The following is a 17,071-nucleotide window of genomic DNA, read 5'->3' on the forward strand; positions in this document are numbered from 1 at the left end:
GTTCGGGGGTGTCACCCCGAACGGGCCCGCCGCGTCCCCGGTGCCGCCTTCGCACCGGTTTGCCGGACGAATCACTGGATGAAGTCGCGCACCTTCTCGTACACGCCGTGGTCGTTGTTGATGTCGGTGTGCGAGATGCACCCGACGCCGACGTTGGTGGCCCCGCTCAGCAGCGCCGAGGAGTCCGGGTCGATGGCCGCGTCGCAGTTCGACCAGTAGGTCGCGTAGCTCACGCTGCCCGGGGTCTCGTCACCCGAGTTGAGCGCGGTGACGAAGGAGCTGCCGGTGACCATCTCGGCGCAGGAGGTGTAGAGCCAGCTGCACCACGAGGCGACCGACGTGCCGTGGTTGGTGCCCGCGACGGAGACGAAGTCGTCCACGTACGCGGTGCCGCCGAGGTTCTTGAGGTAGTAGCGGGAGCTGAGCGTGCCCATGGAGTGGACGACGACGTCGACCTTGGCGGCGCCGGTTCTCGCCAGCACGTTCTTGATCTCGGTTGCCAGTTGGGAGGCGGTGGTGGCGTTCGACTGGGACCAGCTGTACGACCAGGCGTCCAGCTCGGCGGCCGTGTAGCCGTCGGCCTTGAAGTCCGCGACCCAGTCGGACCAACTGCTGGAGTCGCTGCTGATGCCGTGCACGAAGACGACCGGATTGTGGGTCGCGGCATGGGCTGTGGGGGCGGAGAAGGACAGTGACAGAAGGAGCGAAGAGACCACGGCCGAGAGAGCCGCGGCGATGCGACGCTTGTGGCGCTGCATGATGCCTCCTGAAACGTGTGGGGTTGCCAGGAGTGTCCGGCGGGTCTACGCGCGCCGCATCGGCGAAATCGCCAGTCTTTACGGTTCAAGTAACCCGCCAGTAACGTCATTTGTGTGGTGACACCGGTGAACCCCCCGCCTCTGGACCGCACTTCGCCACCGACGCCCCCGGACACGGGCCCGCGCTCGGGTCCGACGCTCTGTGAAGGCGTCCGCGTGCGGGTGCTGCGCCTCGTGTACGGCGATCCGCGCGCCGCCGTGGAACTCGTCGGGCGGCTGACCGAACGGCAGGCGGCCGGCCTCGACCCGCTGCCGGCCGAACCTGCCGACCTCGCCCCCGAGACGCTGCGCGCCCACCGCGGCGAGGTCCGCGCGCTGCCCGAGGACACCCGGCTGGTGCTGCTGCTCGCGGCCGCCGACCAGTACCCGGTGGCCACCCACGCCTTTCTGCGCGCCGTCGCCGCCGTCCGCCTCGACACCCGGCCCCTCGAGGCGGCCGAGGCGGCGGGGATCGCCTACGCCACGGCCGGCGGAGTCGGCTTCCGTGACGCCTGGACCCGGATCGCCGCCTACGAGACGGCCGCCCCGGCCGACCGCCGCGACGCCCACCGGCTGCTCGCCCGCGTTCTGCACGGCCCGGCGGAGACGCCCCGCCGGGCCTGGCACCGGGGAGCCGCAGCGCTCGGCCCCAGCGCGCGACTCGCCGCGGAACTGTCGGCGGCGGCCGCCCGGGCACGCGCCGCCGGTGACCCGGCGCTCTCCGGCGCCCTCGCCGAACGAGCCGCCGCGCTCTGCACGGACCCCCGGGAGCGGTCCCGCCTCCTCGCCCTCGCGGCGGCCGACGCCTGGCACTCCGGCGACGGCGACCGGTCCCGCACCCTGGCCGCCCGCACCGACGCCGACGCGCTCACCGGCGTCCTCGCCCTGCGGACCGGGCACGCGGGGGAGGCCTTCGACGCGCTGCTGGCCGGAGCGGCTCAGGCCGCCGGCACCCGCCCCGCGCCGGACGACCCGCGACGGCTCGCGCCCGCCGCCTCCTCCTCCACCCTCTCCGCCTCCTCTGCCTCCTCCGCCTCCGGTGGGACACAGGGCTCGGCCTGTCCCGCCCACTTGCTGACCCGAGCCGCCGAAGCCGCTGTCTACACCGGTGACCTGCGCCGATGTCGTGAAGCGATGCTCGTCGCCGGGCAGTTGGGCATCGACCCGCCGGGGGTGCTCGGCGGGATCGCCGCAGCCGTGGACGGGCGGTACGAGGACGCGCGCGACCTGCTGGAGGCCACCGCCGGGCGGTGCGGTCCGGGCGGTGACCCCACCGTTCTCCTGCACGCCGGCATCGCCTCACTGATGCTCGGCGACCACACCCGCGCCGCCACCGCCACGGTCCGGGCGGCCGCCGCCGCCCGTGCCCGGGGTGTCACCGCCGCCGTATCCCAGGCCATGGAGTTCCGTGCCTACGCCGACTTCTGGACCGGCCGCCCGCGCGCCGCCGAGGCCGCCGCGCTGGACGCCCTGCGACAGGCGTACGCCACCGGGCAGGACAACGGGGCCTGCCATCTTCAGGCCGCCCTCGCGATGTTCGCCGCGCTCACCGGCGAAGAGGACCTGTGCCGGGAGCGGGCCGCGGCCGCCCGCTCCCACGCCCTCGCCCACGACCTGGGCCTGCCCGCCGCCCTGGCGCAGTGGGCGCTCGCCTTCCTCGACCTCGGTTCCGGCCGCTTCGACGCCGCCGCGGCCCGGCTGCGCGCGCTCGCCGCCTCGGGCCCGGGGCACGGCCACCGGGCCATCCGCCATCTGGCCACCCCGCACTACGTCGAGGCCGCGGTCCGCACCGGCGAGACCCGCGTCGCGCGCGCCGCGCACGCCGGCTACGACCGCTGGGCCCGTGCCGTCGGCAGCGCCGACGACCTGGCACTCAGCGCCCGCTGCCGGGCCCTGCTCACGCCGGGCGCCGACGCCCTCGAGCACTACCGCACGGCCCTCGACCTGCACGCCGGGGGAACCCGTGCCTTCGAACGCGCCCGCACCGAACTGCTGTTCGGCAGCGCGCTGCGCAGACTGCGCCGACGCACGGAGGCCCGCGACCGGCTGCACAGCGCCCTCGCGGCCTTCGAGTCCTTCGACGCCCCGCACTGCGCCGCGGGCGCCCGCGCCGAACTCCGCGCGCTCGGCGCCCCCGCGACCCCCGCCCGCGGCCGACGACGCCCTACGGCCGACCTGACCGCCCAGCAACTCCTGGTCGCCCGTATGGCCGCCGACGGCGCCACGAACCGCGAGATCGCCACCCGTCTCGCCCTCAGCCCCCGCACCATCGATCACCACCTGCGGGGCGTCTTCACCCGCCTGGGCATCCGCTCCCGCATCGAACTCGTACGGCTGCTCGCGGACGACGGTTAGAACCGCGGACCTGACGATGGTCAGGCCGTCACGGCCCGGACGATGGCCGGGGCCCCGAACTGGACGGTGCTCTGGCCCCGCTTGTACTGGACGGTGGCCCGGGCGGTGGCCCAGGCGATGGCCCGGGCGTCGGACCGGGCGACGGTGAGCCCCCGGACCCGACGACAGCCAGGGCCCCGGCCCGCAAGACGGTCAGGCTCCCGAGTCCGCACGCTCCCGGAATGCCTCCGCCTCCCACGTACCGTCCAGCCGGGGTGCCAGCCAACCGGGCGCCGCCGTACGGAAGCCGGCCGGGGCGAGGGCACCGGCCCCCGAGGGCAGCGCCCCCAGCAGCGGGGCACCGGCCACCTCCGGCAGGTCGGCGACATTGCAACGGGACGCCAGATCCGGGGAGTCGGGCCAACTGCCGATGACGACACCCAGCAACTCCACGCCCCGCGACCTCAGTTCACGAGCCGTCAGTTCCGTGGTGTTCAGCGTGCCGAGCCCCGCCGAGGCCACGACCAGCACCGGCGCCCGCAGCAACTGCGCCGCGTCGGCCAGCGTTGCGCCCGCCTCGTCGAAGCGTACGAGCAGCCCACCCGCCCCCTCCACGAGCACCAGGTCGTGGTCGGCGGCCAGCTTCTGCGCCCCCTCGACGACGTCGCTCGGCCGCACCGGCGCCAGGCCCGCGCGCCGCGCCGCCGTGGCCGGAGCCAACGGCTCGGGATACCGGGCCAGTTCGGCCGTAGTCACGGCGCCCGCGAGCCGCGCCACCTCGTCGGCGTCCCCGCACTCGTCCGGTCGTACACCGGTCTGCGCGGCCTTGAGAACGGCCACCGACCGGCCGGCCGCGAGCGCCGACGCGGCGATCGCGGCCGTCGTGACGGTCTTGCCGACCTCCGTGCCCGTCCCCGTGATCACCAGGATCGGCATGTTCATCCCTCCCGCGCCGCGGCGCACACCGCGCGCGCGATCCGTGCCACGTCCGTGTCATCGGTGACGTACGGCGGCATCGTGTAGACCAGATCGCGGAACGGCCGCAGCCAGACGCCCTCGCGCACGGCCGCCCGGGTGGCGGCGGCCATGGCCGCGTCGTCGAGGGGGCGCTCGAGCTGAACGACGCCGATGGCGCCGAGAACCCGGACGTCCCGCACACCGGGGATCTCCGCGGCCCCGGCGAGGCCGTCCCGCAGTCCCGCCTCGATCCGCTTGACCTCCGCTAGCCAGTCCTGCCCGAGCAGCAGCTCGATCGAGGCACAGGCGACGGCCGCGGCGAGCGGGTTGCCCATGAACGTCGGGCCGTGCGCCAGGACCGGCACCTCGCCCCGCGAGATCCCGTCGGCCACCCGGGAGGTGCACAGGGCCGCCGCCATCGTCAGATAGCCACCGGTCAACGCCTTGCCGACGCACATCACGTCCGGCGTCACCGCGGCGTGCTCCGCCGCGAACAGCGCGCCCGTGCGTCCGAAGCCGGTCGCGATCTCGTCGAACACCAGCAGCACGTCGTGCGCGTCGCACGCCTCGCGCAGCACCCGCAGATACGCGGGGGAGTGGAACCGCATCCCGCCCGCACCCTGCACCACGGGCTCCACGATGACCGCGGCCAGTTCGTCGGCGTGCCGCTCGACCGCCTCGCGCAGCAGGTCGGCGTAGGCCTCCTCGAACTCGGCCGGAGGCGGGTCCACGAAGACCTGCCGGGGCAGCACGCCGGTCCACAGGTCGTGCATCCCGCCCTCGGGGTCGCACACGGACATCGGCTGCCAGGTGTCGCCGTGATAGCCACCGCGCCAGGTCAGCAGACGCTGCTTGGCCGGACGGCCCAGCGAGCGCCAGTACTGCAGGCACATCTTCACCGCGACCTCGACCGACACCGAGCCGGAGTCGGCGAGGAAGACATGCTCCAGACCGTCGGGCGACAGGTCGACAAGCAGCTTCGCCAGGCGAACGGCGGGCTCGTGGGTGAGCCCGCCGAACATCACATGGCTCATCCGGCCCAGCTGCTCGCGTACGGCCTCGTTGAGCACCGGGTGGTTGTAACCGTGGATCGCCGACCACCAGGACGCCATGCCGTCGACCAGTTCGCCCGAACCGTCCGCCGGCCGCAGCCGCACGCCGCTCGCCGACTCCACGACGAGCGGCTCGGCCCGGCCCGGCATCGGACCGTACGGATGCCACACGTGCCGCCGGTCGAGCTCCAGCAGCTCGGCCACCCTGAGCGGGGACGGCTCAGGCATTGGGCGCGAGATCCGTACCCGCGCCACGGCGGCGCACGGCGACCAGGTCCGTACGGGCCTCACCGGCCACCGGGGCCGGCACCGGGGCCGACGCAGCCGTCGCGACCGGGACGGAACCGCACACCCCGCCGCCCTCGTGCGCCCCGCACCCGCCGCCCTCGTGCGATCCGCACCCCGCACCTTCGTGCGACCCGCAGCCCGCGCTCTCGTGGGATCCGCAGCCGCCGCCCGCCGTCGCCCGGTGCCCGGGCAGCGTGACCTGTTCGGCGCCCTCCACCTCGAATCCGGCGTCCGCGATCATCTCCAGGTCGGCCTTGCCGGCCTGGCCCTCGGTCGTGAGGTAGTCGCCCAGGAAGATCGAGTTGGCCAGGTGCAGGGCGAGCGGCTGCATCGTGCGCAGATGGACCTCGCGGCCGCCCGCGATGCGCACCTCGACGTCCGGGCAGACGAACCGCACCATCGCCAGGATGCGCAGACAGCGCTGCGGGGTGAGGTTCCACTCCTTGGCGAGCGGGGTGCCCTCCACCGGGATGAGGAAGTTGACCGGAACGGAGTCCGGGTCCAGCTCGCGCAGCGAGAAGACCACGTCCACCAGGTCCTCGTCGGACTCGCCCATGCCGGCGATCAGGCCCGAGCACGCCGACAGGCCCGCCGCGTGCGCCTTCTGCACCGTGTCCACCCGGTCGGCGTACGTGTGGGTGGTGGTGATCTCCCCGTACGTGCCCTCGGACGTGTTCAGGTTGTGGTTGTAGGCGTCGGCGCCCGCCTCGCGCAGCCGTTCGGCCTGACCGTCGGAGAGCAGGCCCAGGCAGGCGCACACCTCGACGCCCTCGTTCTGGTCCTTGATCGCCTTGATCGTGCCGGCCACCCGGTCGACGTCCCGGTCCGTCGGACCGCGCCCGGACGCCACCAGGCAGACCCGTTTGGCCCCGCCCGCCAGCCCGGCCGCCGCGGCCTGGGAGGCTTCCTCCGGCTTGAGCCAGGTGTACTTCAGGATCCCGGCCGTGGAGCCGAGCCGCTGGGAGCAGTAGGAGCAGTCCTCGGGGCACAGTCCCGACTTGAGATTGACGAGGTAGTTGAGTTTCACCCGGCGTCCGAACCACTGCCGCCGCACCCGGCCGGCCGCGGCCACCACGTCCAGTACGTCGTCGTCGGAAGTGGCCAGCACGGCCAGCGCTTCCTCGCGGGTCGGCAGCTCGCGCCGAAGCCCCTTGTCCACCAGCGTGTTCAGCAGGTCCATGAGAGCCGATCCTGTCCTACGCACCCGCTCCGGGCCAAGGTAGGGATCACACAACACACCGGGTTCGACGTGTGGGTATTGCCACACCGTGGGTGGGCGGCCGGGCCGCTAGTGTCTGTCCGCTACCTACAAAAGCCCGGAGGACCCATGGCGTTCGGCTGGATCGACGAACAGGCGGAGCTGCGCCGCCGGGCCGGACTCGTACGGACACTGCGGCCCCGCCCGGCCGACTCGCCGCTCCTCGACCTGGCGAGCAACGACTACCTGGGTCTCGCCCGCCATCCCGAGACCGTGGCGGGGGCCGCGGCGGCCGCCAGGACCTGGGGCGGCGGTGCGACCGGCTCACGGCTGGTCACCGGCACCACAGAGCTGCACGGCGAGCTGGAACGGGAACTCGCGGAGCACTGCGGGTTCGAGGCGGCGCTCGTCTTCTCCTCCGGATACGCGGCCAACCTCGCGGCGGTCACCGCGCTGGCCCCGCACGGCTCGCTGATCGTCTCCGACGCGGGCAACCACGCCTCGCTCATCGACGGCTGCCGGCTGGCCCGCGGCACCACCCAGGTCGTCGCGCACGCCGACCCGGACGCGGTGCGCAAGGCGCTCGGCACGCACGCCGGCCCGGCCGTGGCCGTGTCCGACACGGTCTTCTCGGTCGACGGCGACGCCGCACCGCTGGCCGCCCTGGCGGCCGCCTGCCGCGAGTACGGCGCAGGGCTGGTCGTCGACGACGCCCACGGGCTCGGCGTGCTCGGGGACGGCGGACAGGGCGCCGCCCACGCGGCGGGTCTGGCGGGCGCCGACGATGTCGTCGTCACGGTCACGCTGTCCAAGTCGCTCGGCAGCCAGGGCGGCGCCGTGCTGGGGCCCGCCCGGGTGATCGAACACCTGGTGAACGCGGCCCGGACCTTCATCTTCGACACGGGCCTGGCCCCGGCGGCGGCGGGCGCGGCGCTGGCGGCCCTCAGGCTGCTGCGCCGGGAGCCGCACCGCGCGCCGCGCGCGCGTGCGGTGGCGGGCGAGCTGCACGCGCGCCTGACGGCCGCGGGCCTGGAAGCGGTGCGTCCGGACGCCGCGGTCGTCTCCGTGCGTGCGCCGTCCCCGGAGGGGGCCGTGCGGTGGGCGGCGGACTGCCGGTCGGCAGGCCTGGCCGTGGGCTGCTTCCGTCCTCCCTCCGTGCCCGACGGCATCTCGCGCCTGAGGCTCACCGCGCGTGCGGACCTCTCCGGGGCCGAGCTGGAACGCGCTGTACGGGTGATCGGCGAAACACGACCATGAGTCGGCGTGACACGGCCGTGGACCGCCGCTGACTACTGCGGCGCGGTCAGCGGACCCGCGAGACCCCCGCAAACACGGCCGTGAAGTCCGTCCAGCTCTCGGGGGAGAAGAGCAGGGCGGGTCCGGCCGGGTCCTTGGAGTCGCGTACGGCGAGCAGACCGGCCAGGGAGCCGGAGGCCGGCCGGGCCGTCTCGACGCAGTTGTTCGCTCCCGTGCTGTAGCTGCTGCGCAGCCACCGCACATCCGGGAGTCGGTCGGGATCGGTACTGGAAGGTACGTTCCGCGGTAGTGCGGACATGGTGCCTCCTTATGTGCCGTGTGCTATCGCGGCGATGTATTCCGATGAGTCCCCGGGCGAAAGGGCGCGCGCCCGAAGGGCGTTGAAGGCCTCGGTGTAGGCCTGGAGGTCTTCTTTCCGTTCGAGATGGAGGCTACTCGTCAAGTGGTCGAGAACGACCACATCCAGATCAGAAGTGCGCGAAAATGAGAAGATAACGAAAGGGCCGGTTACGCCGATATGAGCTCCGGCGGCGAACGGCAGTACCTGGAGCCGCACCTGGGGCAACCGGGCGGCCTCCACGAGCCGGCCGAGCTGCCGTGCCATCACCTCGGGCCCGCCCACCTCCCGCCGCAGTACCGCCTCGTCCAGCACCGCGTTCAGTTCCAGGGGCGGCGTCGCGCGCAGCACGTCCTGGCGGGCCATCCGCACCTCCACCAACGTGTCGAGCTGGTCCTCGTCCGCCCCCTCCACGGCTGCCCTGGTCACCGCGCGCGCGTACTCGGGCGTCTGCAGCAGTCCCGGGACCACGGTCGTCTCCAGCGTGCGCATCGCGCTCGCCTGGGACTCCAGGCTGATGAAGTCCCGGTAGGTGAGCGGCAGCACCCCGCGGTACGCGTGCCACCAGTGGTCCCGGCCGCCCCCGCTGTCGGCACCCGCCAACGCCAGCATCAGCTCACGCAGCTGCGGATCGGCAACATCGTAGGCATCCAGGAGTAACCGCACATCGGCCGGTTTTGACCCACTGATGCCGGTCTCGATGCGGCTCACCTTGGACTGGTGCCAGCCCACGAGCCGGGCCGCCTCACCACTGGTGAGGCCTGCCTGGGCGCGCAGATTGCGCAGTTCGGCGCCCAGCTTCCGGCGGCGCACCGCGGGACCGTGTTGCATGGGCTCCTCCTTACTCCTGACGGGTCGGCCAAATACGCTCTGCCGTCGCAGAGTTCACCGCATTGGGCGACAGATATATGCATATCTCGGTGGATCGCCACCCGTGACCGGGGCGGTAATGGCAGTCTGGCGAAGAAGCACCAGTCCGGGACCGTACTCGAACGATCCGCACCGTGTCGGGCTCCCGGTCCCGTGGAAAGGGACGACGTCGCCATGGCAGATCACCTGGAAGCATCCATCACTCTGCCGAGCGATCCCGCCTCGGTCTCCGCGGCCCGCGGCTTCGTGGCCGACGTCCTCGGTGAATGGGGTCTGCCGGCGGAGACGGAGCTGGCCGACGCCATCCGGCTGATCGTCTCGGAACTCGCCACCAACGCCGTACAGCACACCTTCGGGCAGTCACCCGCCTTCACGGTGGGCCTCGTCCTCGACCGTGACGAACAGGTGCGCGTCGGCGTCACCGACAGTCACCCGCGCTTCCCCAGACGACTGCCGGCCGCGGTCCAGCAGGACAACGGCCGAGGGCTGGTGATCATTCGCTGGCTGACCGCGGAGTGCGGCGGCAGGCTGAGAGTGCGGCCGACCCGGGAGGGCGGCAAGACGGTCACCGTCGAGCTCCCGTGGGCCCTGCCGGCGGCGGAGCAGGGGGCCGGAGCTCTGGCGGCGCCGGCGGAGGGTGAGCTCCCGGGGCGGTGAAGGCGCGTCAGGACGCCCCACCACCCCGGGAAGCACCGGTCCGGGAGAACATCACCCCGGGCAGACCGTTACGCGACCAGGGCCCGTCCTAGCGGACCCGGCCGTACCAGACGCTCCTGGTCCAGATCTTCTGCAGCTTCACCACGTCACCGGTCTTGGGCGAGTGCCAGATCTTGCCCTTACCCGCGTAGATCCCGACGTGGTAGACGTTCGATCCGGAGTGGAAGAACACGAGGTCGCCTGCCTTGCGGCTCGACGCCGAGATGTGCTTCGTCTTGTTGTACTGCTGGGCCGCCGTCCGGGGCAGGCTCTTGCCCGCCTTCTTGAACGAGTACAGCGTGAGCCCCGAGCAGTCGAACCTCTTCGGCCCGGTGGCCCCGTACTTGTACGGAGCACCTTTCTTGGAGGCCGCGATCTGGAGCGCCTTCGTCGCCGGTGTGGCGGCCGCGGCGTCGGGGGCGAGCCCCGGGACCACGACCGAGCCGCCCACGGCGGCGATGGCGAACGCCGAGGCCGTACCGGCCCGGACCATGAGCGACGGGACACGATTGAGCGCAGACATGCGCAACCCTTCGTCAGCCGCCTGTGAAGGATGACCTGTCGGATTCGGGCTGACAAAGTTGCCCGGCCGCGGCTGCGGCTTCACCCCAAGGGCTGCTCGGCCCGGTCATGGCGTGACCGTTCCGGCGACCCGTCTTGCTCGGGTCCTCCACTCCTGCCGATGCACTCCTGTCGACCGGTCATCCGGGCGGCGGCAGGACTCGGCGTCCGCCCGGACCGCCCCGCCTCTTGTGGCGGGGGCTTGTCGTCAGTCAGGGATCTTGGCTCACTGATGTCCGAAAATCCCAACGGAACCGGGGATTTGTGGGGTTACTCACCACTCACCCGTTCGGGTGAACACTCTGATGGGTGATCAGGTGCCGAGGCGCCTCAGGGGCTCCCACCAGCACTGACGCCTCCTGTCCCGCCCGGAGAGCGCTCTTGTGCGCAACCTGTGAGCGTCCGGGGGAACAGCAGACGCTCTGCCGAACGGGGGTACGCCTTCTGGGTCGTTTCGACTTCGGTCCGGTCGTCACGTCCGGTGCCGAACCGCCCGGCCCGCGGGTGTGCCGGGGTCAACTGTCGGAGAGCGGCGGGAGCGTGACGCGCGCCGTGCGGCGCTCCCCGTCCAGGACGCGCAGCGCCCGCGCGAGCGTCGGCGCGTGCAGCTCGCTCTCACCCCGCTGGTGCATCAGCGTCAGCGCGTCGCGCAGTGCGGTCGCCTTGGTCACCAGCGCCTGGGCGGCGCGCGGTCCGCGGTAGGTGTCCCCGTGGTGGGCGGGGTTGATACGGCCGAGCATGTCGACCACGTCGAGGTAACCGTCGATCAGCTCGGCCTCCGCGCGGGTCAGTGCGGGCAGCGGCGGCAACTCGGGCACCATCGCCGGTTCACCGCCCGCCGTGCGTGCCGGCCGACCCCCGCGAACAGCGTCGGTTCGGGGTCACGGCGGAGTACCGGGGGCCGGATCCGTCGTAGGGCCGCCCGTCCGCGGGTCCTGGACACGCGAAGGGCCGTGCGCCCCCTGAGGGAGGACGCACGGCCGGTGCGACGGGTCAGGCGACGAGCGCGGGCTTGCGCGCCTCGACGGCCGGCCCGGCCGGGGCCGGCCCCCGCTTCAGCTGCGCGCCCAGCAGCACCGCCCCGAGGCCCAGCGCGGCCCACCAGGTCAGTGTGAGCGCGGGGCCGGTCGCCGCCGCTCCGTCGAAGAACGACACCGAGCGCAGCAGGGTCGTCCCGGCGCCCGGCGGCAGCCACTGGCCGATCGCCCCGACCGGCTCCGGCAGCATCCGCGGCGCCGAGGCCGCCCCGGAGAACGGGTTGCCGAGGAACATCACCACGAACGCCACGACGCCGATGCCCGGGGTGCCGATCAGCGCGGCGCAGCCCGCCACCGCCGCGCTCACCGCCAGCGTCGACAGCCCCAGCGCCGCGGCCTCCGCCCACCAGTCACCGGTGAGCACCCCCAGCCAGCTGTGCGCCAGCGCCGCAGCCACCAGCCCGACCAGCGCGGCGGCGCCGACCAGCGCGATCACGGCGCGGATCCCGCGCAGGCCCAGCAGGGACGCCACCGCGCCCGCCGCGATCCCGGCGAGGGCCAGGGGGAGCACGCTCGCGCCGAAGGCCGCGCCGCGCGGGTCGGCGGCCGGAGCCGCCACCACGTCCACCGTCCGCACCCCGGTACCCGTGGTGGCCGCCTGCCGCGCGACCACCTGCTCGAGCAACTGGGCGACGACCGGGCTCGCGGCCGAGGCGGTCAGCAGCTCGGGTCCCCCGGCCGTGACGACCACCGCGCCGTATACGGTCCGGTCCTCGACGGCGTCACGGGCGGCCGCCTCGTCGGCGTAGCGGTGAATGTCGAAGGCCGCTTCGTGCCGGGCCAGTTGCCGCTCCAGCGGGGCCGTCACGGCGGGCGGGCCGGCGACGCCGAGCGGCAGGTCGCGGGGTGCGGTACGGGCGGCCGGCCAGGCGAAGGCCCAGAGGGCGACGGCGGCGAGGGTCGGGACGAGCAGGACGACGGCGATCAGGCGCCGGGTCGCGGACATGGGTTCCCCCTGAAGCGGACGGACAGGTTATAGAGAAGGATCGTTCGTTTTACCGGTCCTCACCGTCCCGTCGCTGCCGCCCCTTGTCAAGAAGGAATGTTCGTTTTACGTTTACGGTCATGGCCCGTGTATCCCAGGCGCACCTCGACGCCCGCCGCCGGCAGATCCTCGACGGTGCGTCGGTCTGCTTCGCCCGCAACGGCTTCCATGCCACGTCCATGCAGGACGTGCTCAAGGAGGTCGATCTGTCCGCCGGCGCGGTGTACCGCTACTTCAGCGGCAAGGAGGAGCTCATCGCCGCGATCGTCGGCGAGGTGCTCGGCCAGGTCCGTGAGGCCTTCGAGGAGGAGTCCCGGCACATCCCGCCCCCGCCGCCCGACGCCCTCGTCTCCTCGGTCCTCGGCCGGTCCCTCGCCGCACGGGAGTCCCTGACCGTCGACGGGCAGCCGGCCTTCCCGCGCCTGATCGTCCAGGTATGGACGGAGACGCTGCGCAACGAGGAGCTGGCGGCGCTTCTGTACGAGGGCTACAGCGGAGTGCGCGAGGCGTGGGGCCGCATCGTCGTCGCCTACCAGGACGCCGGGATGATGCGGGCCGACGTGCCCCCGGACCATGTGGCGCGCACGATGATCGCCGCCGTACTGGGCTTCCTCGTCCAGCAGTCGCTGTTCGGGCCCGCCCCGGTCGAGGTGCTGCGGGACGGCCTGCGCGCGTTGATGAGCGTGTCGCCCCCGCTGTCGGGAGCCTGAACCGACCACAGCTCGGTTAACTTGCTCGAAATGCGGTCCCACTAGCCTGCCGGTCCATGCCACCAGGGTCTTTGCCCCGTGGCTGCGGCAGCCGGGCCCCGCACGGTCCGGAGCGAGGATGTGAGGTGGGACGTGCAACTGACCCCGCACGAGCAGGAGAGGCTGCTGATCCACGTGGCGGCCGACGTCGCCGAGAAGCGCCGGGCCCGCGGGCTCAGGCTCAACCACCCGGAGGCCGTGGCCCTCATCACGTCGCACATCCTCGAAGGCGCGCGTGACGGACGTACGGTGGCCGAGCTGATGTCCTCCGGCCGCAAGCTGCTCACCCGCGACGACGTCATGGAGGGCATCCCCGAGATGATCCACGACGTCCAGGTCGAGGCCACCTTCCCGGACGGCACCAAGCTCGTCACCGTCCACGACCCGATCGTCTGAGGGGGTTTCGGTGATTCCCGGAGAGTTCCTGTTCGCGGACGAACCCGTCGTGTACAACGAGGGCCGCGAGGTCACCCGCCTGACCGTGCTCAACGCCGCCGACCGGCCCGTCCAGGTCGGCTCCCACTACCACTTCGCCGAGGCCAACCCGGGTCTGGAGTTCGACCGCGCGGCCGCGCGCGGCAAGCGGCTGAACGTCGCCGCGGGCACCGCCGTGCGCTTCGAGCCCGGGATCCCCGCCGACGTCGAACTCGTCCCGCTGGCCGGTGCCCGTGTCGTGCCCGGGCTGCGCGGGGAGACCGGAGGTGCCCTCGATGCCTGAGATCTCGCGTGCCGCGTACGCCGACCTGTTCGGTCCGACGACCGGCGACCGCATCCGGCTCGCCGACACCGACCTGCTGATCGAGATCGAGGAGGACCGCTGCGGCGGTCCCGGGCTCGCCGGTGACGAGGCGGTCTTCGGCGGCGGCAAGGTCATCCGTGAGTCCATGGGGCAGTCCCGCGCGACCCGCGCGCAGGGCACGCCCGACACCGTCATCACGGGCGCGGTCGTCGTCGACCACTGGGGTGTGGTCAAGGCCGACGTCGGCATCCGCGACGGGCGCATCACCGGTATCGGCAAGGCCGGCAACCCCGACACGATGGACGGGGTGCACCCGGACCTGGTCATCGGGCCGGAAACGGAGATCATCGCCGGCAACGGACGGATCCTGACGGCCGGCGCGGTCGACGCGCACGTCCACTTCATCTGCCCGCAGATCGCCGACGAGGCGCTGTCCTCCGGTGTCACCACGCTGGTCGGCGGCGGCACCGGCCCGGCCGAGGGCTCGAAGGCCACCACCGTGACGCCCGGCCCGTGGCACCTCGCCCGGATGCTGGAGGCGATGGAGCAGTACCCGCTGAACATCGGCTTCCTCGGCAAGGGCAACACCGTCTCGCAGGACGCGATGCTGTCGCAGATCCGGGGCGGGGCGCTGGGCCTGAAACTGCACGAGGACTGGGGCTCGACGCCGGCCGTCATCGACGCCTCGCTGACCGTCGCAGACCGGACGGGCATCCAGGTCGCGATCCACACGGACACGCTCAACGAGGCCGGGTTCGTGGGCGACACGCTCGCCGCGATCGCCGGCCGCGGCATCCACGCGTACCACACCGAGGGCGCCGGCGGCGGGCACGCGCCGGACATCATGACCGTGGTCTCCGAGCCGCACGTGCTGCCGAGCTCCACGAACCCGACGCGGCCGTACACGGTGAACACCGCCGAGGAACACCTCGACATGCTGATGGTGTGCCACCACCTCAACCCGGCGGTCCCCGAGGACCTGGCGTTCGCCGAGTCACGGATCCGGCCCTCGACGATCGGCGCCGAGGACGTCCTGCACGACCTCGGGGCGATCTCGATCATCTCCTCGGACGCCCAGGCCATGGGCCGGGTCGGCGAGGTCGTCCTGCGCACCTGGCAGACGGCACACGTCATGAAGCGGCGCCGGGGCGCCCTGCCGGGGGACGGCCGGGCGGACAACCACCGGGTACGCCGCTACATCGCCAAGTACACGATCAACCCGGCGCTCGCGCAGGGCCTGGCGCGCGAGATCGGCTCGGTCGAGTGCGGCAAGCTCGCCGACCTGGTGCTGTGGGAGCCGGCGTTCTTCGGCGTCAAGCCGCTCCTCGTCATCAAGGGCGGGCAGATCGCGTACGCGCAGATGGGCGACGCCAATGCCTCGATCCCGACGCCGCAGCCGATCCTGCCGCGTCCGATGTACGGCGCGATCGGCCGGGCGCCCGCGGCGAACTCGTTCAACTTCGTGGCGCCGCTGGCGATCGAGGACGGACTGCCGGAGCGGCTGCAACTGGGCAAGAAGTTCGTCGCCATCGACTCCACGCGCGCGGTGACCAAGGCGGACATGCGGGAGAACGCTGCTCGGCCGCGCGTCCAGGTCGACCCCGACAGCTTCGCCGTGCACATCGACGGGGAGCTCGTCGAGGCGACTCCGGCCGCCGAACTGCCCATGGCACAGCGCTACTTCCTGTTCTGATTCCTGTTCCCGGGTGCTGAGGACATCGATGTGACAAGGGCAGCACTGCTCGTCCTGGCCGACGGCCGCTTCCCCGCCGGGGGACACGCGCACTCCGGCGGGGCGGAGGAGGCGGTCAAGGCAGGACGGATCACCGGCGCGACGAGCCTGGAGGCCTTCTGCCGCGGGAGGCTGCACACGGCGGGACTGGTGGCTGCGGCGCTGGCTGCCGCCGCCGCGGCCGGAGCGGACCCGGTGGAGCTGGACGCGGCGGCGGACGCCCGCACCCCGTCCCCGGCGCTGCGGCTGACCGCCAGGAAACTGGGCCGGCAGTTGGTGCGGGCCGCCCGGGCGGCCTGGCCGAGCGCCGAACTCGACGCTCTGGCACGAAAGTTCCCCAAGGGGGCCCACCAGCCGGTGGTGTTGGGGCTGACGGCGCGGGCGGCCGGCCTGGAGGCGGCGGACGCGGCGTACTGCGCGGTCTACGAGAGCGTGAGCGGACCGGCCACCGCCGTGGTGCGGTTGCTGAGCCTCGACCCCTTCCAGGCGACGGCGGTACTGGCCCGGCTGGCGCCGGAGCTGGACCGGGTCGTCGACCGGGCGGTGTCCTGTGGAACGGCGGTGCCGGCGAAGGGCGTCGACGTGCTGCCCGCGGCGTCCGCGCCGCTGCTGGAGATCGGGGCGGAGGTGCACGCCGCCTGGCCGGTACGGCTGTTCGCCTCGTGAGTTGCCCCGCCCCGCCGCCCCTACCCGATTCCGACCCCGGGGGCTCTGCCCCCAGACCCCCGTTCGGCCCTGAACGGGCCTCGTCCTCACACGCCGGACGGGCTGCATCGCCCCGGACCGGCTGAACAGGAGTCGTTGTGCATCTCGACCACACCCACGACGGTCCGGCCGCCGTCGGCGCCGACGCGCACCGCACGGACGGATCGCGGCGGGCGCTGCGGATCGGGCTCGGCGGTCCGGTCGGTTCCGGCAAGACCGCCACCGTCGCCGCTCTCTGCCGGGCCCTGCGGGACGAACTGTCCCTCGCCGTCGTCACCAACGACATCTATACGCGCGAGGACGCCGAGTTCCTGCTGCGGGAGGCCGTGCTGCCGCCCGAGCGGATCACGGCCGTCGAGACGGGCGCCTGCCCGCACACCGCGATCCGGGACGACATCTCCGCCAACCTCGAGGCCGTGGAGGATCTGGAGGACGAGGCCGGACCGCTGGACCTGATCCTCGTCGAGTCCGGTGGGGACAACCTCACCGCCACCTTCTCCAAGGGCCTCGTGGACGCGCAGATCTTCGTCATCGATGTCGCGGGCGGGGACGACATCCCCCGCAAGGGCGGCCCCGGTGTCACCACCGCCGACCTCCTCGTCGTCAACAAGACCGACCTCGCGCCGTACGTCGGCTCCGACCTCGCCCGCATGGCCGCCGACGCCAAGGCCCAGCGGGCCGAACTGCCGGTCGTCTTCCAGTCGTTGCGCGGCGAGGCCGGTGTGGCGGACGTCGCCGCGTGGGTGCGGGCGCAGTTCGCCGCCTGGACGGCGTGAC

18 protein-coding genes and 1 riboswitch are annotated in these 17,071 nt (G+C 72.9%); of the genes, 9 read left to right on the forward strand and 9 right to left on the reverse strand.

Going from position 1 to position 17,071, the window contains the following annotated elements; translation table 11 throughout:
• Positions 1 to 71: 71 nt before the first annotated feature.
• Positions 72 to 758, reverse strand: coding sequence for an esterase/lipase family protein (locus tag ACFWBB_RS27315; RefSeq protein WP_385277576.1), 687 nt, complete (start codon positions 756 to 758; stop codon positions 72 to 74).
• Positions 759 to 974: 216 nt separating this feature from the next.
• Here ACFWBB_RS27315 and ACFWBB_RS27320 point away from each other — a divergent pair, with 216 nt between their 5' ends.
• Positions 975 to 3,152: a LuxR C-terminal-related transcriptional regulator gene (locus ACFWBB_RS27320; protein ID WP_385277577.1), complete on the forward strand. Its 2,178-nt coding sequence runs from the start codon at positions 975 to 977 to the stop codon at positions 3,150 to 3,152.
• Positions 3,153 to 3,344: 192 nt separating this feature from the next.
• Here the strand turns inward: ACFWBB_RS27320 and bioD are convergent, their stop codons facing one another.
• From bioD to bioB, 3 genes are read right to left on the reverse strand one after another with little or no spacing between them, the layout of a single operon-like run.
• Positions 3,345 to 4,067 (reverse strand): dethiobiotin synthase, encoded by a 723-nt coding sequence (gene bioD, locus ACFWBB_RS27325; protein ID WP_385277686.1) that lies wholly within the window; start codon positions 4,065 to 4,067, stop codon positions 3,345 to 3,347.
• A 2-nt stretch (positions 4,068 to 4,069) separates the two neighbouring features.
• On the reverse strand, positions 4,070 to 5,368 hold the full coding sequence (locus ACFWBB_RS27330) for an adenosylmethionine--8-amino-7-oxononanoate transaminase (RefSeq protein ID WP_385277579.1): 1,299 nt from the start codon (positions 5,366 to 5,368) through the stop codon (positions 4,070 to 4,072).
• Positions 5,361 to 6,608: a biotin synthase BioB gene (gene bioB / locus ACFWBB_RS27335; protein WP_385277581.1), complete on the reverse strand. Its 1,248-nt coding sequence runs from the start codon at positions 6,606 to 6,608 to the stop codon at positions 5,361 to 5,363. Before bioB ends, ACFWBB_RS27330 begins: the two co-directional genes overlap by 8 nt.
• A 147-nt stretch (positions 6,609 to 6,755) precedes the next feature.
• Here bioB and ACFWBB_RS27340 point away from each other — a divergent pair, with 147 nt between their 5' ends.
• A complete protein-coding gene (locus ACFWBB_RS27340; protein WP_385277583.1) occupies positions 6,756 to 7,883 on the forward strand; it encodes an 8-amino-7-oxononanoate synthase in 1,128 nt (375 codons plus the stop codon).
• Positions 7,884 to 7,929: 46 nt separating this feature from the next.
• Here ACFWBB_RS27340 and ACFWBB_RS27345 read toward each other — a convergent pair whose 3' ends face one another.
• Together ACFWBB_RS27345 and ACFWBB_RS27350 are read right to left on the reverse strand one after the other, a co-directional pair.
• On the reverse strand, positions 7,930 to 8,181 hold the full coding sequence (locus ACFWBB_RS27345; RefSeq protein WP_385277585.1) for a DUF397 domain-containing protein: 252 nt from the start codon (positions 8,179 to 8,181) through the stop codon (positions 7,930 to 7,932).
• 9 nt (positions 8,182 to 8,190) lie between these two features.
• Positions 8,191 to 9,051, reverse strand: a complete 861-nt coding sequence (locus ACFWBB_RS27350; protein ID WP_385277587.1) for a helix-turn-helix domain-containing protein — start codon at positions 9,049 to 9,051, stop codon at positions 8,191 to 8,193.
• Positions 9,052 to 9,264: 213 nt separating this feature from the next.
• On the opposite strand from ACFWBB_RS27350, the gene ACFWBB_RS27355 reads away from it, so the two are divergent.
• Complete coding sequence (locus tag ACFWBB_RS27355) at positions 9,265 to 9,747, forward strand: ATP-binding protein (protein WP_385277589.1); 483 nt, start codon at positions 9,265 to 9,267, stop codon at positions 9,745 to 9,747.
• Positions 9,748 to 9,835: 88 nt separating this feature from the next.
• Here ACFWBB_RS27355 and ACFWBB_RS27360 read toward each other — a convergent pair whose 3' ends face one another.
• The 3 genes from ACFWBB_RS27360 to ACFWBB_RS27370 all read right to left on the reverse strand — a co-directional run bounded on the left by ACFWBB_RS27360 (position 9,836) and on the right by ACFWBB_RS27370 (position 12,330).
• On the reverse strand, positions 9,836 to 10,309 hold the full coding sequence (locus ACFWBB_RS27360) for a C40 family peptidase (protein WP_385277591.1): 474 nt from the start codon (positions 10,307 to 10,309) through the stop codon (positions 9,836 to 9,838).
• A gap of 3 nt (positions 10,310 to 10,312) precedes the next feature.
• A riboswitch (cyclic di-AMP (ydaO/yuaA leader) is annotated at positions 10,313 to 10,524 on the reverse strand.
• A gap of 338 nt (positions 10,525 to 10,862) precedes the next feature.
• The gene (locus ACFWBB_RS27365) at positions 10,863 to 11,168 is read right to left on the reverse strand and encodes a hypothetical protein (RefSeq protein WP_385277593.1); all 306 of its coding nucleotides are present in this window, start codon (positions 11,166 to 11,168) and stop codon (positions 10,863 to 10,865) included.
• A gap of 172 nt (positions 11,169 to 11,340) precedes the next feature.
• Positions 11,341 to 12,330 carry an ABC transporter permease gene (locus ACFWBB_RS27370; RefSeq protein ID WP_385277595.1) on the reverse strand — a complete coding sequence of 330 codons (990 nt, stop codon included), beginning with the start codon at positions 12,328 to 12,330 and terminating at the stop codon, positions 11,341 to 11,343.
• 119 nt (positions 12,331 to 12,449) lie between these two features.
• Between ACFWBB_RS27370 and ACFWBB_RS27375 the strand changes: the two genes are divergently transcribed.
• From ACFWBB_RS27375 to ureG, 6 genes are all read left to right on the forward strand, one after another.
• The gene (locus tag ACFWBB_RS27375; protein WP_385277597.1) at positions 12,450 to 13,079 is read left to right on the forward strand and encodes a TetR/AcrR family transcriptional regulator; all 630 of its coding nucleotides are present in this window, start codon (positions 12,450 to 12,452) and stop codon (positions 13,077 to 13,079) included.
• Positions 13,080 to 13,211: 132 nt separating this feature from the next.
• Entirely contained in the window at positions 13,212 to 13,514 is a 303-nt protein-coding gene (locus ACFWBB_RS27380; RefSeq protein ID WP_028808600.1) for an urease subunit gamma, read from the forward strand.
• Positions 13,515 to 13,524: 10 nt separating this feature from the next.
• Complete coding sequence (locus tag ACFWBB_RS27385; protein ID WP_385277599.1) at positions 13,525 to 13,836, forward strand: urease subunit beta; 312 nt, start codon at positions 13,525 to 13,527, stop codon at positions 13,834 to 13,836.
• Complete coding sequence (locus tag ACFWBB_RS27390) at positions 13,829 to 15,550, forward strand: urease subunit alpha (protein ID WP_385277601.1); 1,722 nt, start codon at positions 13,829 to 13,831, stop codon at positions 15,548 to 15,550. Before ACFWBB_RS27385 ends, ACFWBB_RS27390 begins: the two co-directional genes overlap by 8 nt.
• Positions 15,551 to 15,580: 30 nt before the next feature.
• Entirely contained in the window at positions 15,581 to 16,255 is a 675-nt protein-coding gene (locus ACFWBB_RS27395) for an urease accessory protein UreF (RefSeq protein ID WP_385277603.1), read from the forward strand.
• 137 nt (positions 16,256 to 16,392) lie between these two features.
• The gene (ureG, locus tag ACFWBB_RS27400; protein WP_385277605.1) at positions 16,393 to 17,070 is read left to right on the forward strand and encodes an urease accessory protein UreG; all 678 of its coding nucleotides are present in this window, start codon (positions 16,393 to 16,395) and stop codon (positions 17,068 to 17,070) included.
• Position 17,071 lies beyond the last annotated feature (1 nt).

The sequence above is a fragment of the Streptomyces sp. NPDC060000 genome (assembly GCF_042737375.1).
In the GTDB taxonomy this organism is placed as follows: Bacteria; Actinomycetota; Actinomycetes; order Streptomycetales; family Streptomycetaceae; genus Streptomyces.

Coding starts and splice junctions, on each gene's coding strand:
- ACFWBB_RS27315 (WP_385277576.1), bottom strand. CDS start 758: ATGCAGCGCCACAAGCGTCGCATCGCCGCGGCTCTCTCGGCCGTGGTC.
- bioD (WP_385277686.1), bottom strand. CDS start 4,067: ATGCCGATCCTGGTGATCACGGGGACGGGCACGGAGGTCGGCAAGACC.
- ACFWBB_RS27330 (WP_385277579.1), bottom strand. CDS start 5,368: ATGCCTGAGCCGTCCCCGCTCAGGGTGGCCGAGCTGCTGGAGCTCGAC.
- bioB (WP_385277581.1), bottom strand. CDS start 6,608: ATGGACCTGCTGAACACGCTGGTGGACAAGGGGCTTCGGCGCGAGCTG.
- ACFWBB_RS27340 (WP_385277583.1), top strand. CDS start 6,756: ATGGCGTTCGGCTGGATCGACGAACAGGCGGAGCTGCGCCGCCGGGCC.
- ACFWBB_RS27345 (WP_385277585.1), bottom strand. CDS start 8,181: ATGTCCGCACTACCGCGGAACGTACCTTCCAGTACCGATCCCGACCGA.
- ACFWBB_RS27350 (WP_385277587.1), bottom strand. CDS start 9,051: ATGCAACACGGTCCCGCGGTGCGCCGCCGGAAGCTGGGCGCCGAACTG.
- ACFWBB_RS27355 (WP_385277589.1), top strand. CDS start 9,265: ATGGCAGATCACCTGGAAGCATCCATCACTCTGCCGAGCGATCCCGCC.
- ACFWBB_RS27360 (WP_385277591.1), bottom strand. CDS start 10,309: ATGTCTGCGCTCAATCGTGTCCCGTCGCTCATGGTCCGGGCCGGTACG.
- ACFWBB_RS27365 (WP_385277593.1), bottom strand. CDS start 11,168: ATGGTGCCCGAGTTGCCGCCGCTGCCCGCACTGACCCGCGCGGAGGCC.
- ACFWBB_RS27370 (WP_385277595.1), bottom strand. CDS start 12,330: ATGTCCGCGACCCGGCGCCTGATCGCCGTCGTCCTGCTCGTCCCGACC.
- ACFWBB_RS27375 (WP_385277597.1), top strand. CDS start 12,450: ATGGCCCGTGTATCCCAGGCGCACCTCGACGCCCGCCGCCGGCAGATC.
- ACFWBB_RS27390 (WP_385277601.1), top strand. CDS start 13,829: ATGCCTGAGATCTCGCGTGCCGCGTACGCCGACCTGTTCGGTCCGACG.